This is a genomic window from Cryobacterium sp. N21, from assembly GCF_002929575.1.
Taxonomy (GTDB): domain Bacteria; phylum Actinomycetota; class Actinomycetes; order Actinomycetales; family Microbacteriaceae; genus Cryobacterium; species Cryobacterium flavum.
In genome coordinates, this window is sequence record NZ_PJJQ01000032.1 from 261,625 (window position 1) to 280,878 (window position 19,254).

The 19,254-nt window shown below is 65.4% G+C and carries 21 protein-coding genes; 16 read left to right on the top strand and 5 right to left on the bottom strand.

Annotated features, from left to right (window positions below):
* Nucleotides 1–11 precede the first annotated feature (11 nt).
* The gene (locus CXY77_RS09905) at nt 12–428 is read left to right on the top strand and encodes a hypothetical protein (protein ID WP_369827280.1); all 417 of its coding nucleotides are present in this window, start codon (nt 12–14) and stop codon (nt 426–428) included.
* Nucleotides 429–436: 8 nt separating this feature from the next.
* Here CXY77_RS09905 and CXY77_RS09910 read toward each other — a convergent pair whose 3' ends face one another.
* From CXY77_RS09910 to CXY77_RS09925, 4 genes are all read right to left on the bottom strand, one after another.
* Nucleotides 437–1,327 carry a TIGR01777 family oxidoreductase gene (locus CXY77_RS09910; protein ID WP_104088835.1) on the bottom strand — a complete coding sequence of 297 codons (891 nt, stop codon included), beginning with the start codon at nt 1,325–1,327 and terminating at the stop codon, nt 437–439.
* An 8-nt stretch (nt 1,328–1,335) separates the two neighbouring features.
* Nucleotides 1,336–1,767 carry an OsmC family peroxiredoxin gene (locus tag CXY77_RS09915; RefSeq protein ID WP_092341026.1) on the bottom strand — a complete coding sequence of 144 codons (432 nt, stop codon included), beginning with the start codon at nt 1,765–1,767 and terminating at the stop codon, nt 1,336–1,338.
* 154 nt (nt 1,768–1,921) lie between these two features.
* Nucleotides 1,922–2,401: a DUF4395 domain-containing protein gene (locus CXY77_RS09920; protein ID WP_092341027.1), complete on the bottom strand. Its 480-nt coding sequence runs from the start codon at nt 2,399–2,401 to the stop codon at nt 1,922–1,924.
* 1 nt (nt 2,402) lies between these two features.
* Nucleotides 2,403–2,858, bottom strand: a complete 456-nt coding sequence (locus CXY77_RS09925) for a thioredoxin family protein (protein WP_092341028.1) — start codon at nt 2,856–2,858, stop codon at nt 2,403–2,405.
* A gap of 128 nt (nt 2,859–2,986) precedes the next feature.
* Between CXY77_RS09925 and thyX the strand changes: the two genes are divergently transcribed.
* The 15 genes from thyX (at nt 2,987) to dapF (ending at nt 18,628) form a co-directional block, all read left to right on the top strand.
* Entirely contained in the window at nt 2,987–3,697 is a 711-nt protein-coding gene (gene thyX, locus CXY77_RS09930) for an FAD-dependent thymidylate synthase (RefSeq protein ID WP_104130012.1), read from the top strand.
* A gap of 35 nt (nt 3,698–3,732) precedes the next feature.
* Entirely contained in the window at nt 3,733–4,710 is a 978-nt protein-coding gene (dapA, locus tag CXY77_RS09935; RefSeq protein WP_092341106.1) for a 4-hydroxy-tetrahydrodipicolinate synthase, read from the top strand.
* A gap of 107 nt (nt 4,711–4,817) precedes the next feature.
* Nucleotides 4,818–5,879 (top strand): efflux RND transporter periplasmic adaptor subunit, encoded by a 1,062-nt coding sequence (locus CXY77_RS09940; RefSeq protein WP_199181909.1) that lies wholly within the window; start codon nt 4,818–4,820, stop codon nt 5,877–5,879.
* Entirely contained in the window at nt 5,876–6,586 is a 711-nt protein-coding gene (locus CXY77_RS09945; RefSeq protein WP_104130013.1) for an ABC transporter ATP-binding protein, read from the top strand. Before CXY77_RS09940 ends, CXY77_RS09945 begins: the two co-directional genes overlap by 4 nt.
* A complete protein-coding gene (locus CXY77_RS09950; RefSeq protein WP_104088838.1) occupies nt 6,583–7,809 on the top strand; it encodes an ABC transporter permease in 1,227 nt (408 codons plus the stop codon). The genes CXY77_RS09945 and CXY77_RS09950 overlap by 4 nt, the downstream gene beginning before the upstream one ends.
* Nucleotides 7,810–7,916: 107 nt before the next feature.
* A complete protein-coding gene (locus CXY77_RS09955; RefSeq protein WP_104088839.1) occupies nt 7,917–10,832 on the top strand; it encodes a DNA translocase FtsK in 2,916 nt (971 codons plus the stop codon).
* Nucleotides 10,833–10,835: 3 nt separating this feature from the next.
* Nucleotides 10,836–11,429, top strand: a complete 594-nt coding sequence (gene pgsA, locus CXY77_RS09960) for a CDP-diacylglycerol--glycerol-3-phosphate 3-phosphatidyltransferase (protein ID WP_092341033.1) — start codon at nt 10,836–10,838, stop codon at nt 11,427–11,429.
* The gene (locus CXY77_RS09965) at nt 11,422–11,982 is read left to right on the top strand and encodes a CinA family protein (protein ID WP_369831300.1); all 561 of its coding nucleotides are present in this window, start codon (nt 11,422–11,424) and stop codon (nt 11,980–11,982) included. The genes pgsA and CXY77_RS09965 overlap by 8 nt, the downstream gene beginning before the upstream one ends.
* Before the next feature lie 144 nt (nt 11,983–12,126).
* Nucleotides 12,127–12,435: a helix-turn-helix domain-containing protein gene (locus tag CXY77_RS09970; protein ID WP_092341034.1), complete on the top strand. Its 309-nt coding sequence runs from the start codon at nt 12,127–12,129 to the stop codon at nt 12,433–12,435.
* A 96-nt stretch (nt 12,436–12,531) separates the two neighbouring features.
* Entirely contained in the window at nt 12,532–12,756 is a 225-nt protein-coding gene (locus CXY77_RS09975; protein WP_092341035.1) for a DUF3046 domain-containing protein, read from the top strand.
* Nucleotides 12,757–13,077: 321 nt separating this feature from the next.
* Nucleotides 13,078–14,223, top strand: coding sequence for a recombinase RecA (gene recA / locus CXY77_RS09980; protein ID WP_104088843.1), 1,146 nt, complete (start codon nt 13,078–13,080; stop codon nt 14,221–14,223).
* 58 nt (nt 14,224–14,281) lie between these two features.
* A complete protein-coding gene (locus CXY77_RS09985; RefSeq protein WP_092341036.1) occupies nt 14,282–15,034 on the top strand; it encodes a regulatory protein RecX in 753 nt (250 codons plus the stop codon).
* A 74-nt stretch (nt 15,035–15,108) separates the two neighbouring features.
* Nucleotides 15,109–16,713 (top strand): tRNA (N6-isopentenyl adenosine(37)-C2)-methylthiotransferase MiaB, encoded by a 1,605-nt coding sequence (miaB, locus tag CXY77_RS09990; protein ID WP_104130014.1) that lies wholly within the window; start codon nt 15,109–15,111, stop codon nt 16,711–16,713.
* 5 nt (nt 16,714–16,718) lie between these two features.
* The gene (gene miaA / locus CXY77_RS09995; RefSeq protein ID WP_104130015.1) at nt 16,719–17,702 is read left to right on the top strand and encodes a tRNA (adenosine(37)-N6)-dimethylallyltransferase MiaA; all 984 of its coding nucleotides are present in this window, start codon (nt 16,719–16,721) and stop codon (nt 17,700–17,702) included.
* A 44-nt stretch (nt 17,703–17,746) separates the two neighbouring features.
* Nucleotides 17,747–18,628: a diaminopimelate epimerase gene (dapF, locus tag CXY77_RS10000; protein ID WP_092341039.1), complete on the top strand. Its 882-nt coding sequence runs from the start codon at nt 17,747–17,749 to the stop codon at nt 18,626–18,628.
* Here the strand turns inward: dapF and CXY77_RS10005 are convergent.
* Nucleotides 18,625–19,233, bottom strand: a complete 609-nt coding sequence (locus CXY77_RS10005) for a class I SAM-dependent methyltransferase (RefSeq protein ID WP_104130016.1) — start codon at nt 19,231–19,233, stop codon at nt 18,625–18,627. The two genes, dapF and CXY77_RS10005, sit on opposite strands and share 4 nt — an antisense overlap.
* Between the last annotated feature and the right edge of the window lie 21 nt (nt 19,234–19,254).

Sequence of the window (19,254 nt, forward strand, 5' to 3'; positions counted from 1 at the left end):
CCGTCGTCGTCATGGCGGTGCTGCTGGTTTTCTACCTTGTGCTGGCCGGAGTGCGGGCCGTCGCGTTCATTCAGAGCGGCGAGCCGGTCGGCATCGCCATCGGGCTCGCACTGCTCATTTTGCCGCTGATCGGCTTCTGGGCGCTGGCGCGTGAAGTTGCGTTCGGCATCCGCTCTGAACGCCTGGTGCGTCAGCTCGACGACCTGGGGGAGCTTCCCGGCACCGATCTGCCGATGCGTCCGAGTGGTCGCCCCTACCGGGATGCCGCCGACGAGCAGTTTCCGGCGGCACAGGCTGCGGTCGATGCTGAGCCGGAGAACTGGCACGCCTGGCTGCGCCTCGGCCTCGCCTACGACGCGTCCGGTGACCGCAAGCGCGCTCGCGGTGCGATCCGCACCGCGATTGCACTCGAGCGCACGCCGAAGTAACGAGTAGGCTACGGCTGGCGCAGCATCCAGGCGATCGCGGTCGCCGGATTGCGATGAAAGAAATCGAACCCGTCGTCCAGGAGCTTCTGGGCGCTGACCTGCTGGTCGGCGAGCAGCAGCTGGCGGGCGGCATCCTGCAGCAGCAGCGTCAGGATCTGCTTGGGCACCGGCACGACGAACGGTCGATGCAGCGCCGTGGCCAGCGCCTTGATGATGTCGTTCGAGGTCGCCGGGGTAGGCCCGACCAGGTTTACCGGGCCGGACAACGTCGAGGTCAGCAGATGCACGATGGCCGCGGCCTCGTCGTGCAGGCTGATCCAGGCCCAGTGCTGCTGTCCGCCACCGAGTGGTCCGGCCAGGCCGAGCTTGGCCAGGGGAAGCACCGGTTTCAGCGCGCCGCCCTTGGCCAGAACGAGGCCGGTGCGCAGCGTCACAACGCGGGTCGGCTCCGGCGCCAGCTGGGCCGCAGCCTCCCACTGAGTAACGACGTCGGCTAGAAAATCGGTTCCCACAGCGGATGTTTCGCTCAGGATCTCCCCGGGCCGATCGCCGTAGACCCCAACGGCAGAACCGTTCAGGAGAACCGTCGGGGGAGTGGCGGCCTGGGCAAGAGCATCGGTGATCGTGCGGGTGGCCGACAGCCGTGAACTCAGGATCTCTTTGCGATACCCCGCCGTCCACGGCAGCCGCGCCAGTGATGCACCCGAGAGGTTGACGACCGCGTCAATGGTGTCGAGCACGTTCACGTCGAGGGCATGGGCTGCGGGGTCCCACCGAACCTCGTTCTTGCCGAGGGCTTCCCGCCGCACCAGCCGCACCGGGGTGTGCCCGGCGGCGGCCAGCTGGCGACTAAGCTCCCGACCGATGAGGCCGGAGGCTCCGGCGATCAGAACGCGCACGCCCTGACCTAGGCCAGTTCGGCTTCAATGGTGATGGGAATGCCCGCGAGTGCCTTCGAGATCGGGCAGTTGTCCTTGGCATCCTGGGCGAACACCTCGAACTCGGCCTCGGTAAGGCCCGGAATCTTGGCGCTGACCAGAAGGTGGCTTCCAATGACCCCGGTGCCGGCCGCAAAGGTGACGGCCGCGGTGGTCTGGATGCTCTCCGGAGTGTGGCCGGCCGAACCGAGTGCGTTGGCGAGGGCCATGGAGAAGCAGGCCGCGTGGGCTGCACCGAGCAGTTCCTCCGGGTTGGTCGTGTTCGACACTCCCTCGGCGCGGGCTTTCCAGTTCACCGAGAATTCGGCGGCGTGCGAGGAATCCAGGGTGACGGTGCCGGAGCCGGTCGGAAGATCGCCGGTCCAGACGGTGGTTGCTTCACTGGTGAGCGTCGTGGGCATGGTGTTACCTCCAGGTGATTGAATTCCACCCTAACCGTCTCACCTGCCCCGCGAACGAGTCCCGTCTGGGAATTACCTGAGAGCCAGCCGACACGCCACGGGAGCAGGCAGGGTACCCTGCCGGGCGTGTTCCGGCAGCATTGGGCTGGGTGGCTCAGGCGTTCCCGACGGTTCGGCCGGCCCGGTTGAGCACACCGAATCGCACGAGCAGCAGGTAGATCTGGCAGCCGAGGCAGTAATCAAAGGCGGCGTTGAGAAAGGCCGCGACGAATGCTGCGGCCGCGGCGATGGGGATAGCGCCGGGAACTCCGGCCAGGCCCAGTGCCAGCCCAATCAGGGTCACCACGAGGCCGACGCCCTGGGCAAAAGTGGGCGGCGCGGCGTCCTCGAGCTCGGTCGGTGGCGCCAGGTGCGGTCGAACCCACCGCTTGAACACGAGGCCGTAGGGGTGCCGCCCGGCGCCGGCGAACGCGCCCCAGGCGAACAGGGCCGTAATCACAGCCAGCAGCGCCAGTGCGGCAGCGGATGCCCCGGTCAGCGACAAAAACACGACCGAGAGTAACAGCAGGGCCGTGATGGCTGCGCCGAAGCGGGGGCCGCGCGGATCGAGCGGGGGGCGGGACGACGTCGACATGTCAGCTCCGTTGACTGGTAATGAAGGGGTGGGAGTGCTGCGTGATCGCATCGAGGGTCGAGTTGATCGCGGCCCGGTTCGGCGCGCCGCCCACGCGAGCTCGCACTCGCCCGGTCGCGTCCAAAATCAGGGTCGTCGGGGTTTGAAGAATTGAATAGCGGTTGGCGAGATCGGCGCGGTGGGTGAGATCGACATCGACGTGCACGACTCCCGGGCGCTCAGCGGCCACGTCGCCCAGCAGCCGGCGGGTTCCGGGGCAACGGGCGCACATCTCGGTCGAAAACTGCAGCAGGGTAGCGGCGGGGCCGAACGGGGCCGTGGCCGCGACATCCGCTGGCGTGATGACGTCGCCGGCAACGCGGGCCACGCGTCCTTGGCGGGCTCGCCAGACGAGTCCAAGAACGGTCGTGGCCGCTAACAGGGCCAGTAACAGTCCGATCGCTTCGAGTGGGTTCATGTTGTCGACGTTACGTGGGCGCGGGCCTATTCGGGGGACTGTGACAAGAGATTACGGCTGCGCGCGGGCGTGCCGGCGAGCAGACCAGCTAGCCTAAGGCGGTGTCTGAAATTGAGTTTCGATCTAAAATGACCGTGGAGCTGGTGCGTGCGAGCGCTCACGATTCCGACGTACTGTTTGCCGCCCGGGTGTCGACCCTGGGAGAGCAGACGCTCGAGCAGAGCCAGCTCGACGGCTCAGCGAGTGAGGCCGATGAGAAGCGTGACCGCGGGCTGATCAACTACCTCATTCGCGACCGGCACGGTTCGCCGTTCGAACACAACTCAATGACGTTCTACGTGCGCGCGCCCATTTTCGTGTTCCGCGAATTCATGCGACACCGCATTGCCTCCTACAACGAAGAATCGGGCCGCTACCGGGAGCTGAACCCCGTTTTCTACGTGCCGTCCGCAGAGCGCAACCTCGTGCAGGTCGGCAAGCCGGGAGCCTACGACTTTCTGCCCGGCACGGCCGAGCAGACCGCGCTGGTGCAGCAGCAGACCCGCGCCGCCGCGATTCACGCCTACGAGGCCTACCAGCGGATGCTCGAAGCTGGCGTTGCACGCGAAGTCGCGCGCATCGTGCTGCCGCTGAACATCTACTCCTCCATGTACGTGACGCTCAACGCTCGCTCGCTGATGAACTTTCTCAGCCTGCGCACGAAACGGGAGGGGACGACGTTCCCCTCGTTCCCGCAGCGCGAGATCGAAATGTGCGCCGAGCAGATGGAAATCCACTTCGAGGCCTTGATGCCCCTCACCTACTCCGCATTCAATAAGAACGGCCGAGTCTCCCCGTAGCAGAGCGGATGCGGCGAAGCGATAGCCTGTACTTCGTGTCTACCTCTACGAATCCCTTTGGCCAGGTGCTGGTCGCACTGGTCACCCCGTTTACCTTTGATGGCGAAGTGGACTGGGCAGGGGTGGAGAAGCACATCGACGACGTCATCAACGCCGGTGCCGACGGCATCGTCGTCACGGGCACGACCGGTGAGACGAGCACCCTGACCGACCCGGAGAAGATCCGCCTGGTCGAGGTCGGCAAGTCAGTCGCGAACGGCCGCGCGAAGATCATCACCGGTGGTGGTTCGAACGAGACCGCACACGCCATGCAGCTCGCCCGGCAGAGCGAAAAGGCCGGCGCCGACGGCAACATGATCGTTACCCCGTACTACAACAAGCCGACCCAGGCCGGAATCCTCACCCACTTCCGCATGATCGCGGATGCCACCGATCTGCCCGTCATCCTCTACGACATCCCCGGCCGTACCGGTGTTGCAATCGCTTACGAGACCATCCTGCGCGCGGCCAAGCACCCCAACATCCTGGCCATCAAAGACGCCAAGGGCGACTTCGCGCAGGTCAGCCGGGTACTTAACCAGACCGACCTCCTGTACTTCTCCGGCGACGACCCCAACGTTCTGGCACACCTCTCGATCGGTGCGACCGGCCTGATCGGAGTCACCGGCAACATCACGGCGACCCCGTACCGGCACATGGTCGACGCCGTCAACCGCGGTGACCTCAAGGTCGCAACCAAAGCCCACCAGCAGCTAGAACCGCTCGTGCGCGCCGTGATGACCCACGTTCCCGGCACCGTCGCGGTGAAGTACATCCTGCACGGCCTCGGCCGCATCGGCAGCCCACGCGTTCGCCTGCCCCTGGTCGGCCCGGAGGACTCTGAAGCCGCTCAGATCGAGGACGAGCTGTCGCTGGTGCAGAACATTCCCGGCGTGGACTTCTCCAACTTCCGCCCCGACCGCAACGCGGCCGCCGGCGGATCGCTGCCCAAGGTCGCCGGCACCACCCGCTAAGCGCTTGCGCCGTCGGCGCCGGAGTCGGCTGAGGCGTCTCCGCTCGTAAAACGCTAGGATCAGCCCATCGAGCGCGACCAAGTCGGGTCGGCCGTGTGGGGAGTGTCGTGAACGTTGCACGCAAATGGGTCTTTCCTATTCTTCGATTGATTGTCATCGCGGCCATCGCGGTGGCGCTGGTCAAGCTGGCGTTCTACCCCGACAACGCGGTAAACAGTAATCCCGCCGAACCGACCGGCGTCATCGTCGAACCCCAGATTCCGGTTGCCCTCGGCACCATCAGCAACGACGTCACCCTGCCGGGCACGGTCAGCGCCGACCCGGCCGTCGCCGTCAAAGCGACCGCCATCGGAACGGTCGACGAGATCTTCGTGGCTGCCGGCCAGGCCGTGAACAAAGACGACAAGATCTACGACATTCGGGTCGAGACGATCAAAGACCCGGTCGAAACAACGGATGCCGACGGTAACGTCACCATCACCCAGCCCAAACCGGTGATCACCTTCGCCAAGGTACTGGCCCCGATCACCGGCATCCTGAGCTCGCTCACGGTGATCCACGGCCAAAGCGTGGCCGTGGGGGATTCGACCGGCCAGGTGGCACCACCGAGCTTCTCGGTGAGCGGAGCGCTCAGCCCCGAGCAGCAGTATCGGCTGCTATCCAAGCCGACCGAAGCATCCGTCGCGATCACCAATGGGCCGGCGCCGTTCACCTGCACGGGCCTGACCATCACCACCCCGCTGGCTGGGGAAGCGGCCGGCGGTGACAGTGGGACCGGCGGCCAGACGGGCACGAGTGGCACGACCGTGACATGCGCGATTCCGGCCGAGGCGACGGTGTTCTCTGGCCTCGCGGCGCAGATCACGATCGCGGCCGGCCTCGCCGAAAACGTGCTTGTCGTGCCAACAACTGCGGTCAAGGGGTCGGCCGAGACCGGTGTCGTCTGGTTCGTGTTGGCCGACGGCGGTACCGAGGAACGCCCGGTCACGCTCGGCATGACCGACGGCACCAACGTGCAGGTCATCGATGGCCTCGTCGAGGGCGACCTGATCAATCAATTCGTGCCGGGCGCCCCCGTGGCTCCGGGAGCCGACGGCTGCGATACACAACCTGATGGTAGCCAAGTCTGCTACATGCCGAGCATCTCCAGCAGCGGGATCTCCCATTGACTTTTCTGCACCTGGAGGGCGTGACCCGCACAGTTCAGCTCATTGATGCGCCGCCGCTGACGATTCTCTCCGGTGTCGACCTCGACGTCGACGTGGGCGACCGTGTCTCGATCGTGGGCCGCTCCGGTTCGGGCAAGACCACCCTGCTCAACCTGCTCGGGCTGCTCGATGCCCCCACCAGCGGCACCATGCTGTTTGAAGATCGCCCGGTGCAGTCGCTGTCCTCCGGCGCCCGCGACCGCCTCCGCGGCCGTGAGGTGGGTTTCATCTTTCAACAGTTCAACCTGCTCCAGGGCCGCACCGCCCTGGAAAACGTGATGACCCCGCTGCTCTACGCCGAGGGTCGCCAATTCTGGCAGCGCGCCCGCATCGCCACCGAGATGCTCGAACGGGTTGGCCTCGGAGATCGGCTGGCTTCACTGCCCGACAAGTTGAGCGGCGGTGAGCAACAGCGCGTGGCCATCGCTCGCTCGCTCGTGCGCGGCCCGCGGCTCATTCTCGCCGACGAACCTACCGGCGCCCTCGACCTGGAAACCGGCGAGACGGTGATGGACTTGATCGACGAGGTCGCCACCGAATCCGGGGCGGCGCTGGTCACCATCACCCATGACCCGGCCATCGCTGCCCGGGCCACCCGGCATCTGCGGCTCGACCACGGCGTATTGCAGGTCGCCAGCACCGTGCCCGCCAGTAGCGTGCCAGCATGAAGCGCCTCGCGAGCAACGTGGTCGGCGCCATCATCGAGGCCTGGCAGGAAGTACGCATCCACAAGACCCGCGTCATGCTGTCCCTGATCGGGGTGGCCGTCGCCGTCTGCGCCATCACGACCGTAGTCGGCCTCGGCGGGGTCGCGCAGCAGGCCACCGTGGAATCCAACGAACGATCGGGCGGCCGCCCGGCCAGCCTTTACCTGTCTGCGTCGATGAACGATGGCTCCACCCCCACCGAGATGCCTGAAATCTGGCGCACCGCGCTCGAACGGTACAAAATCGACTACGCCAGCCGTGTCGTCAATACGCAGCAGACGGTGCAATTCACCGACGGCGCCGTACCGGTGCAGACGATCGGGGTGGATCCGCCCTACGGCACCATGCACCGCATTACTCTCGAAGAGGGGAGCTGGTTCACCGATGACGACCAGACCCGGCTCGCTCCGGCTGTGCTCATCAACTCCATTTTCTGGGACCGCCTCGGCCGACCCGACCTCGCCACTCACCCGACCACCACCCTGCTCGGTGAAGGCTCTACGACGGCCGTCGTCACCGGCGTCTATCCGGCCCTCTCCTACGAGACCGAGCCGGCGATGTACATGCTCGCCGACGCACTCACCGCCATCACGCCGGTCGTCACCGACCCCAATTTTCAATTCGGGCCGCCGTCCTACGAGCTGTGGGTACCCGTTGACATCTCAGAACAGCTCGTGACCGCTCTGCAACGTGACGTGCAGGGCGCCCTGGGTGCTGACGCGTTCGTGCAGGTGAACCGGCAAGATTTCGCGGCTTACCAGGACGGCGACCCCTACCTCTCGCTCAAACTCACTGTCGGCGCCATCGCCGGTCTGGTGCTGCTGCTCGGAGCGCTCGGACTGGTCAATATCGCCCTGGTCACCCTCAAACAGCGCATCCGAGAGATCGGCATTCGCCGCAGCTTCGGGGCGACCGCCGGTCGGGTGTTCTTCGCCGTGATGATGGAAAGTGTTGTCGCCACCGTCGTCGCCGGCATCGTCGGCGTCATCGCCGCCGTTCTCATTGTCAAGAGTCCGTTCGTCGAGGACTTCATCAGCCAGGGCCAGGTCACCGACTTTCCACCGTTCCCGGTCGAAGCCGCCGTGCTCGGCCTGGTCTGCGCCACCGTGGTCGGCGCCCTCGCCGGGCTGATCCCCGCACTTGTCGCGGTGCGGGTGAAGGTGATCGACGCCATCCGCTACTAAACTAGCGCGCGACAAACGGATGCTGCCGCGTGCGCAATACCCGCCTGTCGCGAGGGCCGTGGGCGTGGGGTCGGCCGAATGTCGGTGGTGCTTGGTAGCGTTATTTCATGGCTACGAGCACTAAGTCGACCGGGCGTGCCCGCACCCCGGCAGCGAAGGGCGCTCCGGCGCGCAAACCGAGGGCGACGAGCGCCGGCGGTACCACCGCGCAGAAGACCGTCAAATTCACCGCTGTCGACGTGAAGCCGAGCCTGGGTGCCCGCGCCTGGATGGGCCTGGCCCACCTCGCGGGCGCAGCAGCCCGTGCCCTTGGCCCTGAAAAACTCTCCAAAGACGAACGCCGCGACGGTCTGCCGTTCTTTCTCGTGCTGCTCGCCATCTCCGGCGCCATCGTTGAGTGGTTCCTCATTAACAACCTCGTCGCCCAGCGGCTCGACGCCTACACCTTCGGTGGCCTGTTCGGCCGGGTTGCCTTCGCCCTGCCGGTCATTCTGCTGCTGTTCTCGGTCTGGCTGTTTCGCAAACCCAGTTCGGTGCACGATAACGGCCGCATCGGCATCGGACTCAGCCTTCTGCTGGTGACCATCTCCGGGCTCTGCCATATCTTCGGCGTGCAGCCGCAGCCGCAAGACGGCATGCCGGCCCTCGCGCTGGCCGGTGGGGTCATCGGGTGGATGATCGCCGCCCCGCTGATCATGCTCACCACGTCGATCGGTGCCACAATCGTCGTCATCCTGCTGTTGCTGCTGAGCCTATTCATCATCACCAAGACCCCGCCGAACCGGGTCGGTCAGCGTTCCCGGGAGCTCTACGACTGGCTGTTCGGCGCCCAGCTGACGGCTGACGAAGAGCAAGCGGCCGCGAAAGCGACCAAGAACGGCAAGCCGGGCAAGACCGCGCAGGTCGAGCTTGACGGGCTCAATGTTGATTCAGGCGATGACGTCGATTCTGAAGGCGCGCTGCCGTGGTGGCGGCGCAACAACAGCAAGCGCGAGGAAGACCCCGACTTCGGCAGCGCGCTGTCGACCGAGTCGAAGGCCGGCCCGGCTGAGGTGGCTCCTGACCCGCTCAGCGTGCTGCTTGGCGGCAATCAATCGCGCGGCGGCTTCGACAGCGCCATCGAATCGGAGGTCACCGACCACACAGCTCCGCCCGAACGCGACCACTACGGCACCGAGGTGCTCGAAGACCTGCGCAAGGCGGAGCTCGCCGTCAAACGATTCACCGGTGAAGTCGACCTCGGCACCGGTCCGTCCACCGGCCTGCACTCCGACGACCCGGCCGGGCACACCGAAGTACTACCCGGCTTCGACGACGTCTTCCCCGAACTCAGCCAGGCAGTGGATGCCTCTGGCGCGGCCCTTCCCCCTCTCGCCTCCACTGACCCCCACCCGGCCATTCCTTATCTCGTGCCCGCGGCATCCACTCTCACCGCCGGCCCGCCGGCCAAAGCGCGCTCGGCCGCCAACGACGACGTCGTGAAGTCGATCACCGAGGTGCTGCGCCAGTTCCAGGTCGACGCGAAGGTCACCGGATTCTCCCGTGGCCCAACGGTCACCCAGTACGAGATCGAACTCGGCCCGGGCGTCAAGGTGGAGCGGGTTACCGCGCTCAGCAAGAACCTCTCCTACGCGGTCGCCTCGAATGAGGTGCGCATCCTCTCGCCCATCCCCGGCAAGAGTGCCATCGGCATCGAGATCCCCAACACCGATCGCGAAATCGTCACCCTCGGCGACGTGCTGCGGTCGAGCACCGCCACTAATGCCACCCACCCGATGACTATCGGTGTCGGCAAGGACGTCGGCGGCGGTTTCGTCATCGCCAACCTCGCAAAAATGCCCCACCTGCTCGTCGCCGGCTCCACCGGATCCGGCAAGTCCAGCTTCGTGAACTCCATGATCACCAGCCTGCTCATGCGCGCCAAGCCGAGCGACGTGCGCATGGTGCTGATCGACCCGAAGCGGGTCGAACTCGCCGCCTACGCCGGCGTGCCGCACCTCATCACGCCCATCATCACGAACCCGAAGAAAGCCGCCGAAGCGCTGCAGTGGGTCGTGAAAGAGATGGACATGCGTTACGACGACCTTGCGAGCTTCGGCTTTCGCCACATCGACGACTTCAACAAGGCCGTCGTCAATGGCGAGATCGTGCTGCCGGCCGGCAGCGAACGCAAACTCAAGCCCTACCCCTATCTGCTGGTCGTCGTCGACGAGCTGGCCGACCTCATGATGGTCGCCCCGCGCGACGTCGAGGACTCCATCGTGCGCATCACCCAGCTGGCCCGCGCCTCGGGAATTCACCTCGTGCTCGCCACCCAGCGACCCAGCGTCGACGTCGTCACCGGTCTGATCAAGGCCAACGTGCCCTCACGCCTCGCCTTTGCTGTGACGAGCGTCACCGACTCCCGGGTCATCCTCGACCAGCCCGGCGCCGACAAGCTCATCGGGCAGGGCGACGCACTGTTCCTGCCGATGGGTGCCTCCAAAGCCGTGCGCGTGCAGGGCGCCTGGGTCACTGAAGACGAGATCGAGAAGGTCGTCAAGCATGTCACCATGCAGGCCCGTCCCGACTATCGGCCCGACGTTTCCATGGTCGCCCCGCGCAAGGAAATCGACTCCGACATCGGCGACGACCTTGAGGTGCTGCTTGCCGCGGCGGAACTCGTCGTGTCCACCCAGTTCGGGTCCACGTCGATGCTTCAGCGCAAACTGCGTGTCGGCTTCGCCAAGGCCGGCCGCCTGATGGACCTGCTCGAATCCCGCGAGATCGTCGGCCCCTCCGAAGGCTCCAAGGCGCGCGACGTGCTCGTGAACGCGGAACAGCTGCCGAGTGTGCTCGCCCGCCTGCGCGGCTCCGACGACGAACAGCACGCCCTCAAGGCGCAGTCCGACGATTCGCGTGCTGCCTCCGCGCCCGACCCACGCTACGCCGATGACCCGGTCGAGAAAATGTCACAGGGGTATCCTGAGGTGGACGGCGCCTTGGACGACGAGGATGCCTGGAAACTGACCGGCAGGGACTGAACCATGGCATCACCACAAGCATCCGTCACCCGGCCCAGTAACTGGAACGTTCCCAACCTGATCACGGTCGTGCGCATCCTGCTCGCCCCCGTTTTTATCTGGATGCTGCTGGCCGCCGACGGCCCTCAGGACACCCTGCGCTGGGTCGCCGCCGTGCTGTTCATCATCGCCATCGCCACCGACGGCATCGACGGCATGATCGCCCGCCGCCACAACCTCGTCACGGACCTCGGCAAGATTCTCGACCCGATCGCCGACAAGATCCTCACCGGTGGCGCCCTGGTCTGCCTGTCTATTCTGGGGGAGTTGCCCTGGTGGGTGACCATCGTCATCCTGGTGCGAGAGATCGGCATCACGGTGTTCCGCTTCGTCATGCTGCGCGACCGGGTCATTCCGGCCAGTCGCGGCGGCAAGCTCAAGACCGTTGCCCAGTCCGTGTCGATCTCGCTCGCCTTGCTGCCGTTCAACCAGGTGTTCGGCGACTGGGTGGACTGGCTCAACACGGCCACCATGACCATCGCGCTCGTGCTCACCGTAGTCTCCGGCCTCGACTATCTGATCTCGGCCTGGCGCCTGCGAAAGCACGACGTTGCCTGACCCGGCCACGGTCACGGGTTCACTCCCCGTAACTCACCCGGCCCAGTCGGCTGGGCCAGCGGATGCGACGGCCGAGCTGATCGCCGAGCTCACCACCCATCACCTCACCATCGCCGTGGCCGAGTCGCTGACCGGCGGACTGCTCGTGGCTGAGCTCGTGCGCATTCCCGGGGCATCCGTTGTGGTGCGTGGGGGAGTCGTTGCCTACGACACTGCCCTGAAGCGCAGCCTGCTGCACGTCGACAGCAGTGTGCTGAACGTGCACGGCCCCGTCCACGCCGACGTCGCCAAGCAGATGGCCGGCGGGGTGCGCACCCTGCTCGCGGTGAACGGCGTACGCGCCGACATCGGTGTGTCGACGACCGGTGTCGCCGGGCCCGGCCCCGACGGGGGACACCCGACTGGAACGGTGTTCATCGGTCTCTCCAAAGGCACTGGATCCTGGGCTGTTCCACTGCACCTCCATGGTGACCGGGGAGAGATTCGCGCCGAAACCGTGAGCCATGCGATCGATGCTGTGCGTGCGCTGATAGCGCAGGGTGACGCGGAATAGTTCCTGTTACGGGCTGGTTACATCGAAGACATTCACAAGCAAAGCCCAGTGATTCTCGGTAGTGTCAACGTGTCGGATGAATGCAGTATTGTAAGCATCCAGCATCGCATTCCGGTAGTTATTAGGCATAAGAAGGAGGTTCCGATGATTCTTGTTCGTCAGGAAATCGGCGATGTGCTCAGGGACTTCCGCCTGCAAAAGGGGCGTACCCTGCGTCAGGTCGCAAGCAAAGCCAGCGTCGCGCTCGGCTACCTCAGTGAGGTAGAACGAGGACAGAAAGAGGCCTCTTCGGAGATTCTCGCTTCTGTCGCCGATGCACTGGAAACCCCGATCTCGGTCATCATGCGCGAAGTTGGCGACCGTCTCGCCGTCATCGAAGGAATCGATCAGTTCCCCGACACGGTACCGGACGAGTTCGTCAACACGTTCGATGCCGATCTCATGGTGCGTTAGTCATCAACCGGTAGCGTTCCTAGGATTTTCAGTATCATCAACCACCGTCGACACAGAGTGTCGGCGGTGGTTGTCATTTCAGGTTGAAGGAGTGTCGTGCGACTCAGTGAATTTCGCACCGCGATGAAAGAAGAGTTCGGCGACGCCTACGGGCGCGTGCTCACCCGTGACCTCGTTCTCACCCCGCTCGATGGGCGTACCGCTGATCAGGCCCTCGCTGCTGGTGTTCCCGCCCGCGAGGTCTGGCTGGCGCTCTGCGCCGAAGTCGATGTGCCGCGCAGCCGCTGGCACGGTGCCGGCATTCCTGCTCCGCGCCAGTAGCGTCGTTCAGCCTCCTCGGGTTAGGCCGATATTTCGACACGCCGCAAAAATATTCCCGACAATGGTCGAATACCTGTTCGGGCTTGATAGGCTCCTCCACAGCAGACAATCTGACAGATTGCGCACCGTTTGATCGTGCTCCCGACCAGTGTCGGAGGTGCGGCGTACAGTCGAATTTGTCAGAGAAAGTCGGCAAATGCCTTGTCGAAACGTGCATCAGGGTCCGACCCTGCGCGGGCCGACAGCCTACAGGCGCCACCACGCACACCCGCAGCGCCGTTCACAACCGGCGACAGTGCAGAACCCAAGGAGATCACCACCATGGCATCACAAGCGGACCGCGAGAAAGCCCTCGAAACCGCCCTCGCGCAAATCGATCGTCAGTTCGGCAAGGGATCGGTCATGCGCCTCGGCAGCGACGAGCGCGCCCCCGTCGAGACCATTTCTACCGGGTCGGTTGCTCTCGACGTCGCACTCGGCATAGGCGGGTTACCGCGTGGTCGCATCGTGGAGATCTACGGCCCGGAATCCTCGGGTAAGACCACACTCACCCTGCACGCCATCGCGAACGCGCAGAAGAACGGCGGCATCGCCGCCTTCATCGACGCCGAGCACGCCCTCGACCCGGAGTACGCCAAGAAGCTCGGCGTCGATATCGATGCCCTCCTCGTCTCCCAGCCCGATACCGGTGAGCAGGCCCTCGAAATCGCCGACATGCTCGTGCGAAGCGGGTCCATCGACCTCATCGTCGTCGACTCCGTTGCCGCCTTGGTTCCGCGCGCCGAGATCGAGGGCGAGATGGGTGACTCGCACGTCGGCCTGCAGGCCCGGCTCATGTCCCAGGCCCTGCGTAAGCTCACCGGTGGCCTCAGTCAGACCAACACCACCATGATCTTCATCAACCAGTTGCGCGAGAAGATCGGTGTGTTCTTCGGTAGCCCCGAGACCACCTCGGGCGGTAAAGCCCTCAAGTTCTACGCCTCGGTGCGCCTCGACATTCGCCGCATTGAAACTCTCAAAGACGGCACGGATGCCATCGGTAACCGCACTAGGGTCAAGGTCGTCAAGAACAAGATGGCGCCGCCCTTCAAGCAGGCCGAGTTCGACATCATGTATGGCATCGGTATCTCCCGTGAGGGCAGCCTGATCGACTTCGGTGTCGACCAGGGCATCGTCAAGAAGTCCGGCGCATGGTACACCTACGACGGCGACCAGCTCGGCCAGGGTAAAGAGAACTCGCGCAACTTCCTGATGAAGAACCCTGACATGGCCAACGAGATCGAGCGCAAGATTCTGATCAAGCTCGGTGTCGGTCCAGAGGGCATCGCGGCCAAAGCCGCCGAAAAGGCCGCTGCCGCAATCGCGCTGGAGGCCGAAACCAAGGCTAAGGCCGAAGCGGATGCCGCAGCCGTGCTGGTCGGCGGCCCTGTCGTCACCAAGGCGGCCCCCGCCCGCAAGACCGCCTAACCGGCCGCGCCACACCAAACATCAGTTCCGCAACGACAACAAAAGGTAGGTCACGCTAATGGTGCACTTCGAACCCCCGGACGATGCAGCAGAACGCGCCGACTCCGGTTTGGCTCCCGTGACCTACCTGCCCGGTGCGGCACCGGGCATGAAACGCCGCTCGCCGCTCGAACCCCGCCCGGCGGCGGCCGACAGGTTCGCCGCCGCGGCGGCTGCCGCTCGGGAGGCAGAGGCCGCCGCCGATAACGAGGCCGAGAGTATCGACAGCGACCAGGTCGACGACGAAGCCACCGCAGCAGACTTTGCCGCTGATGCGGCCGATCAGCGGGAGCGGGCCGAAAAGGTGCTGTTGCACCGGCTGCGCGGCCGCTCCCTCTCCACGGTCGAAGCCCTCCTGGTACTGAACGCTACCGGGGTCGACTCCGGTGAAGCCAGCGAGATCATCGAGAAATTCATTGAGCTGAACTACCTCGACGAAGCCAAGCTCGCCGACCAGATCATCCACAGCCACAACGTACGCAAGGGCCTCGGCCGCACCGGCGTTGAAGCCGAAATGCGCAGGCGCAAACTCGACCCGGGCGTCATGATGGACAAGCTCGAAGAACTTCCCGACGACGAAGCCGAACGCGCCATCGACCTGGCCACCAAGCGCATCGGGCAGATGGAACGCTTCGACGACCAGACCATCGACCGTCGCCTCACCGGCTTTCTCATGCGTAAGGGTTACAGCTCGGCAGCGGTGCGACTCGCCGTCAAAGCAGCCATGGACAGCCGTGGCGGCGGCGGCGCCTCCCGGGTGCGTTTTCGTTGATGCTGGCCGCTGATGCAGGCGCGGGCCTGGCTCACGGCCCGCACACCGAATTGCTCGCGTAAACTATACCTACTATGAGTATCTTCGCCCCCGAACTAGCCCGCCGAACCGTGATCACACCCTCGGCAGCCGCGATCGACGAGTCGGGGCGCGCGCGCACCTACGAGGTGCGCACCTTCGGCTGCCAGATGAACGTGCACGACTCCGAACGGCTCAGCGGTTCGCTCGAGGCGGCCGGCTACGTCTCGGCCGATGGCGGCGAGGCCGACATTGTCGTGATCAACACCTGTGCCGTGCGTGAGAACGCCGACAACAAGCTCTATGGCAACCTCGGCTACCTCGCCTCGGTCAAGCGCAAGCACGCGGGCATGCAGATCGCCGTTGGCGGCTGCCTCGCTCAAAAAGACAAGACCACCATCCTCGAAAAGGCACCGTGGGTCGACGTCGTCTTCGGCACCCACAACATGGGCTCCCTGCCCAGCCTGCTTGAACGGGCCCGGCACAACGGTGAGGCTCAACTCGAAATTCTCGAATCCCTCGAGACCTTCCCCTCGACCCTGCCCACCAAACGGGACTCCAGCTACAGCGGCTGGGTCTCGATCTCGGTCGGCTGCAACAACACCTGCACGTTCTGCATCGTGCCGGCCCTCCGCGGCAAGGAGAAAGACCGCCGCCCGGGCGAGATTCTCGCCGAGATCCAGGCCCTTGTCGATGACGGTGCCATCGAGGTCACCCTGCTCGGCCAGAACGTGAACTCCTACGGGGTCGAATTCGGCGACAAGCTCGCTTTCGGCAAGCTGTTGCGCGCGGCCGGCAAGATCGAGGGGCTGGAGCGCATCCGCTTCACCAGCCCGCACCCCGCCGCGTTCACCGACGACGTCATCGACGCCATGGCGGAAACGCCGGCCGTCATGCCGCAGCTGCACATGCCGCTGCAGTCGGGCTCCGACCGTATCCTCAAGTCGATGCGACGCTCCTACCGCGGTGCGAAGTTCCTCGGCATTCTCGACCGGGTGCGTGCCCAGATGCCGAGCGCGGCCATCAGCACCGACATCATCGTCGGTTTCCCCGGCGAAACCGAAGAGGACTTTCAGGAAACCCTGCGGGTTGTTGAACAGGCCCGGTTCGCGACGGCGTTCACTTTTCAGTACTCCATTCGCCCTGGCACTCCGGCCGCGACAATGCCTGACCAAGTTCCAAAGGCCGTCGTGCAGGACCGCTACGAGCGACTCGCGGCCCTACAGGAGCGCATCTCCCTCGAAGAGAACCAGGCGATGATCGGCCGTGAGGTTGAACTGCTCGTCGCCAACGAGGGCCGCAAGGACAGCGATACCCACCGGCTGAGTGGCCGCGCGCCCGACAGCCGCCTCGTGCACTTCGACGTGCCAGCCGGTTCACCCCGTCCCCGTCCCGGCGATATGGTCACTGTCGTCGTCACCCAGGCCGCACCGTTCCACCTCATCGCAGACTCCACCGACGGTGCGCCGCTCCGCATCCGAACGACTCGGGCCGGCGAGGCGTGGGACCGCATGGAAGCCGAATCCTGCGGAGTACCCGCTCATGGCGGCGCAACCGGTGGCGCCGGCCCCATTTCGCTCGGTCTGCCGACGATCGGCCTGCGGCTCGAGGGTGGCTCTACCACCATCCCCATCTATAACGTGAACGACGACGAGCGCTAGGAGCCGTGTCGACAGTACCAGTTGTCACAGCCGACCCAGCGGCTCTGATTGCGATCGTCGGGTCGACCGGCACCGGCAAGTCGGAGCTGTCCCTCGACTTGGCCGAAAGGCTGATCCAGCGCGGACAGTCGGTTGAAATCGTCAACGCCGACGCCATGCAGTTCTACCGCGGCATGGACATCGGCACGGCGAAGCTCACCGTGCCCGAACGCCGCGGCATTCCGCACCACCTGCTCGACGTGCTGGACGTGACCGACGAGGCCACCGTCAGCAATTACCAAACGGATGCCCGCGCCGTCATCACCGAGATCCGCGCGCGCGGGGCTGTGCCCATCCTGGTCGGCGGCTCGGGCCTCTATGTCTCGTCGGTCGTGTTCGACTTTCAGTTTCCCGGCACCGATCCGATACTGCGCGCCCGGCTTGAAGCCGATCTCAGCACGAGCGGACCCGGCCTGATGTACACCCGGCTGCAGGCCGTCGACCCGCAGGCCGCCCTGCGGATCGGGCCGAGCAACGGTCGCCGACTGGTGCGGGCCCTGGAGATCGTCGAGCTCACTGGCGCCCCGCATCTGGCGGCCTTGCCCGAGGAACCGGTCTACTGGAAGCCCACCGTGCTGCTCGGCCTGCGTACGCCGCGCGAGCAGCTCACCCCGCGGCTTGATGCCCGGGTCGAGCGGATGTGGGCGGCCGGCATCGTCGACGAAGCCCGAGGGCTGCTTGCGGCCGGCATCGAAAATGGAGTGACGGCGAGCCGCGCGATCGGCTACGCGCAGGCACTCGGCCAGGTGCACGGCACGCGCAGCCAAGCGGAGGCCGTCGAAGCGACCCAGCAGCTGACCCGGCGTTATGCCCGCCGGCAGGTGAGCTGGTTTAAACGCTACGCGCACGCCCACTGGGTCGAATCCGATGCGGCAGACCGGGTCGATGACGCCCTCGCACACGTCGACCTGGGCAGTGCGCCCAGTGCCCTCCCGGCACGACCGCTCTGAGCTGCGCGGAAAGTCTCGCAGCGGCCGCCCCGTAAACTGGCAGCATGGGCATCACTCTGAACTTCACCAAGGGCCACGGCACGGGCAACGACTTCGTGCTGTTCGCTGATCCCGACGGAACAACGGAGCTCACGCCGGCGCAGATTCGTGCTGTGTGCGACCGCAAGTTCGGCGTCGGTGCGGACGGCATCATCCGTGCGGTTCGCAGCAAGAACCTGCCTGACGGCGCGGCCGCTCTCGCTGAAGACGACGCTGCCGAGTGGTTCATGGACTACTGGAACGCCGACGGGACCGTCTCGGAAATGTGCGGCAATGGCATCCGTGTGTATGCCAAATTCTTGATTGAGAACGACCTCGCCGAGCTGCTGCCCGGCGACACCCTGACCATCGGCACTCGCGGGGGCGTGCGGGACGTACAGCGCAACGCCTCCGGCTTTCAGGTGGACCTCGGCCGATGGAAGCTCGACGGCACCGAGCCGCTCGTGCGCACCAAGAACCTGCCCGTGGCGCGGCCGGGACTCGGCATCAATGTTGGCAACCCGCACACGGTCGTCGCCCTCGCCGACGACGATGAACTTGACGCGGCCGACCTCACGTTCATTCCGCAACTCGATCCCGAGCCGGCCGACGGCGTGAACGTTGAATTCGTCGTGCCCAACGAACCGCTGGTCGTCAACGGCGTCGGGCGCTTCCGCATGCGCGTTCACGAACGCGGCAGCGGGGAGACGCTGTCCTGCGGCACCGGAGCGGTCGCGGCCGCCCTCGCCACTCGGCACTGGGCCGGCAAATCGGCGCCGCACCAGTGGCGGGTCGAGGTTCCCGGTGGCGTGCTCGGAGTGCGCATGTTCCCCGCCGAGGACGGCGAGCACGTGTCGCTGTCCGGGCCGGCAGAGCTCGTCTTCGACGGGGTTCTGAACCTGGGTTAGTCGCGGTGCACTGCCAGCACTCGGAAACCCTTGCTGATGGCCTCACGCGTGGTTTCGAAGTTGTCGGGGAGTTCGGCGGCGAGCCAACGCTGGAGCGAATCCGAACCGAGGTTGCGTTGCACGACGAGCCAGGCATCCGCTTCTGATGCGAGGCGGGGTAACCAGGTCGTCATGAGCCCATGCAGTTCGTCCTTGCCGACGCGAATGGGCGGGTTCGACCAGATGGTGCGAAAGCTGATGTCGGTGGGCACATCGGCGGCGAGCACGGCGTTGATGTTGGTCAGGCCGAGCGCGGCGGCGTTCGTGCGCACGAGATCGAGGGCACGCTCGTTGACGTCGACGGCCCAGATGGTGGCGTTGGGGGAGGCCATGGCGAGGTGCAGGGCGATCGGGCCCCAGCCGCAGCCAAGGTCGAGAAAGTGACCGGTCAGCGGCGGCTCGGGGGCGTACTTGAGTAGAACCTCGGTGCCACCGTCGATGTGGGCGGGGCTGAAGACCGAATTGGCGGTCGTCAGGAGCCGATCCTGGCCGTGCAACTGCACCGTGATCTGGCGGGTTTTCAGTACGGTGCCGGGCGCCGGAGAAAAATAGTGGTCGGACGACATAAGAGGAACCTTTCAACTTCG

Coding starts and splice junctions, on each gene's coding strand:
- recA (WP_104088843.1), top strand. CDS start 13,078: ATGGCATCACAAGCGGACCGCGAGAAAGCCCTCGAAACCGCCCTCGCG.
- pgsA (WP_092341033.1), top strand. CDS start 10,836: ATGGCATCACCACAAGCATCCGTCACCCGGCCCAGTAACTGGAACGTT.
- CXY77_RS09970 (WP_092341034.1), top strand. CDS start 12,127: ATGATTCTTGTTCGTCAGGAAATCGGCGATGTGCTCAGGGACTTCCGC.
- dapF (WP_092341039.1), top strand. CDS start 17,747: ATGGGCATCACTCTGAACTTCACCAAGGGCCACGGCACGGGCAACGAC.
- miaB (WP_104130014.1), top strand. CDS start 15,109: ATGAGTATCTTCGCCCCCGAACTAGCCCGCCGAACCGTGATCACACCC.
- CXY77_RS09905 (WP_369827280.1), top strand. CDS start 12: ATGGCGGTGCTGCTGGTTTTCTACCTTGTGCTGGCCGGAGTGCGGGCC.
- CXY77_RS09925 (WP_092341028.1), bottom strand. CDS start 2,858: ATGAACCCACTCGAAGCGATCGGACTGTTACTGGCCCTGTTAGCGGCC.
- CXY77_RS09950 (WP_104088838.1), top strand. CDS start 6,583: ATGAAGCGCCTCGCGAGCAACGTGGTCGGCGCCATCATCGAGGCCTGG.
- CXY77_RS09915 (WP_092341026.1), bottom strand. CDS start 1,767: ATGCCCACGACGCTCACCAGTGAAGCAACCACCGTCTGGACCGGCGAT.
- CXY77_RS09955 (WP_104088839.1), top strand. CDS start 7,917: ATGGCTACGAGCACTAAGTCGACCGGGCGTGCCCGCACCCCGGCAGCG.
- thyX (WP_104130012.1), top strand. CDS start 2,987: ATGACCGTGGAGCTGGTGCGTGCGAGCGCTCACGATTCCGACGTACTG.
- CXY77_RS10005 (WP_104130016.1), bottom strand. CDS start 19,233: ATGTCGTCCGACCACTATTTTTCTCCGGCGCCCGGCACCGTACTGAAA.
- CXY77_RS09920 (WP_092341027.1), bottom strand. CDS start 2,401: ATGTCGACGTCGTCCCGCCCCCCGCTCGATCCGCGCGGCCCCCGCTTC.
- CXY77_RS09985 (WP_092341036.1), top strand. CDS start 14,282: ATGGTGCACTTCGAACCCCCGGACGATGCAGCAGAACGCGCCGACTCC.